General features: G+C 59.8%; 1 protein-coding gene. It reads left to right on the top strand.

Going from position 1 to position 3,148, the window contains the following annotated elements:
• Positions 1-3,148: non-ribosomal peptide synthetase (locus tag GSQ94_RS16770; RefSeq protein ID WP_216843119.1), on the top strand; the 3,148-nt coding region annotated here is incomplete at both ends.

Here is a 3,148-nt window from a genome sequence, read left to right as displayed (position 1 = left end):
CGATCTGGGCCGCTGGCATCCTGATGGGACGATCGAGTTCCTTGGGCGGAACGATGACCAGGTGAAGATCCGCGGCTTCCGCATCGAGCTGGGCGAAATCGAGACACAGCTGTTGGAACATCCGGAGATCCGCGAAGCCGTGGTCATGGCGCGCGAAGACAAAACGGGCGGCAAACGCCTGGTCGCATACTACGTGGGAGCAAACGAAGTCAGTGCGGAGGATCTGCGTTCTCATCTGCAGCAGCGGCTTCCGGAGTACATGATTCCTGCGGCGTATGTTCGCATGGAGAAGATGCCGCTGACGCCGAACGGCAAGCTGGACCGCAAGGCTCTGCCGGAACCGGAATCAGATGCCTACGGCACATCAGGTTACGAGGCCCCTGTTGGGAAGCTGGAGATTCTGCTGGCGCAGGCCTTTGCCGAGGTTCTGGATCTGGAACAGGTCGGGCGGAAGGATAACTTCTTCGAGCTCGGTGGCCATTCGCTGCTGATCGTCAGGCTGCTCAGTCTGCTGCGTGGCCGTGGAGTGGAACTGGATATCCGCAATCTCTTCCAGACACCCACGGTGATGGACCTTGCCGCGACGACGGCCGATGCGTTGCCCCAGGTGGAGGTTCCTCCCAATCTGATTCCCACAGGAAGTGCAGAGATCACGCCTGAGATGCTTCCGCTGGTGTTATTGAGCGAGGAGCAGATTGCGGGCATCGTTGCCTGCGTGCCTGGGGGAGCCAGGAATGTGCAGGATATCTATCCGCTCGCGCCGTTGCAGGAGGGGATCTTCTTCCATTACCTGATGACGGAGCAGGGTGATCCATATCTGTCCTCGGGTCTGATGGCCTTTGATAGCCGGAAGCGTTTGAATGGCTATCTGAGGGCGATGCAGGCAGTGGTGGATCGCCATGACATTCTGCGGACAGCGATCTTCTGGGAGGGTATACCGGAGCCGGTACAGGTGGTGCTGCGCCGCGTGGAGCTTCCGGTCGAAGAGGTGGCGCTGAGCGGGGAGGGGGACGCGGTAGAGGAGCTGTACCGCCGCTTCGACCCGCGCCACAGGCGGATCGATCTGCGGCAGGCTCCGCTGTTGCGGCTCTACGTCGCCCATGACGCAGTCCAGAACCGCTGGTTGTTGCTGATGCTGATCCACCACATCGTCCAAGACAACACCTCTACGAAGCTCCTGCTGGAAGAGGTGCGGATGCATCTTCTGGGAAGAGGGGAAGAGCTTCCTGCGCCAATACCATTCCGGAACTACGTGGCCCATGCGCGTCTGGGCATGAGCCGAGAAGAGCATGAGATGTTCTTCCGGCAGATGCTGGGGGATGTGGAGGAGCCGACAGCGCCGTTCGGGTTGCTGGAGGTGCAGGGGGATGGCTCGGAGATCGTCGAGGCGCATCTGGAACTTCCGGCCTCACTGAGTAGGCGGATGCGTGAGAGCGCCCGGCGCCTGGGTGTGAGTACGGCGAGTCTGTGCCACCTTGCCTGGGCAACGGTGCTGGCCCGTGTCTCGGGGCGTGAGGATGTCGTGTTTGGCACGGTGTTTTTTGGTCGTATGCAGGGCGGTGCAGGAGCTGCCGGTGCCCTGGGGCTTTATATCAACACGCTGCCGTTGCGAATCAGTTTCGGGACAGATGGGGTGCTGGAAGGCCTGCGACAGACACATCTTTTGCTGTCGGAGCTTCTGCGGCATGAGCATGCCTCACTGGCCCTGGCGCAGCGCTGCAGCGGGGTTCCCGCGCCCGCGCCGCTGTTCTCCTCGCTGCTGAACTATCGCCACAGCCGGGAAGGTGGGCCGGCATCTTCGCAGAAAGCTTTACAGGGCATGACTTGGCTTCGAGCCGAAGAACGCACCAACTACCCCTTTGAACTCTCGATCGATGATTTGGGAGACGGCTTCTGGCTGACCGCGCAGACCGCGTCTTCGATCGACCCTGGCCGGGTCTGCGCCTTCATGGAGACGGCGCTGAACTCTCTGGTGACGGCGCTGGAGTCTGCCTTGGATACTCCGTTGCGGAAGCTTGAGGTACTTCCCGCGTCAGAGCGTCAGCAGTTGTTATATGGGTGGAACGCGACGGCATTGGAGTACGGCACGGAATCAGCCTGCGTGCACGAGCTGTTTGAAGCCCAGGCGGAGCGTAGTCCGGATGCGGTGGCGGTTGTGTTCGAAGATCGTGAGCTGACGTACGGAGAGTTGAACCGTGCGGCGAATCGCCTGGCGCACTCTCTGCGAGAGCTTGGGGTGAAACCGGATGACCGTGTGGCGCTGTGCGTGGAGCGCGGATTTGCAATGATCGTTGGGCTGCTGGCGATCTTGAAGTCCGGAGGAGCCTATGTTCCGCTGGACCCGGTGTATCCCGTGGAGCGGCTGCAATTCATGCTACGCGACTCGGAGCCGGTGGTGCTGCTGATCGGGGATCATCTTGCGCATCTGTTTCCCACGGGCGGCAGCGCGAAGATAGTCGTGCTGCAACGGAATGGAGAGAGCGTCGCATGGAGTGCATATCCGGAGTGGAATCTGGCCCGCGCCGAGCTCAACCCGAGTCATCTGGCCTATGTGATCTACACCTCCGGCTCGACCGGCACACCCAAGGGAGTCATGGTCGAACATCGAAATATCGTGAACCGTCTTGTGTGGATGCAGTCTGCCTACGGGCTCAATCAGCGGGATGTTGTTTTACAGAAGACGCCGTTCGGGTTCGATGTATCGGTATGGGAGTTCTTCTGGCCTCTGCTGTATGGAGCGCAGTTGGTTATGGCTCGACCGGAGGGTCACAAAGATCCGGTTTATCTGATGGAGATCATCCGTCGGAACAAGATCACCACGATACATTTCGTCCCTTCGATGCTGGAGGCGTTTCTGAGTCATGCGGGATTAATGGAAGACTGCTCGCTGACTCGCGTGATATGCAGCGGAGAAGCGTTGTCGAAGACACAGTGCAAGCGCTTTGAGGAACAGCTTCCCCAGGCGACGTTGTACAACTTGTACGGGCCAACGGAAACATCCGTCGATGTGACCTCCTGGACCTGCACCCCGAATGCAAAGGGGGACATCGTCCCGATCGGCCGTCCGATCGCGAACACGCAGATTTACATTTTGGATGGAGTTGGTGAGCCTGTGCCGATCGGTGTTTCTGGTGAGCTTTACATTGGT

Source organism: Granulicella sp. S190 (assembly GCF_009766095.1).
Classification (GTDB): domain Bacteria; phylum Acidobacteriota; class Terriglobia; order Terriglobales; family Acidobacteriaceae; genus Edaphobacter.
The sequence above is the reverse complement of the archived record's forward strand: the minus strand, read 5'-3'. Positions and strand labels throughout refer to the sequence as shown.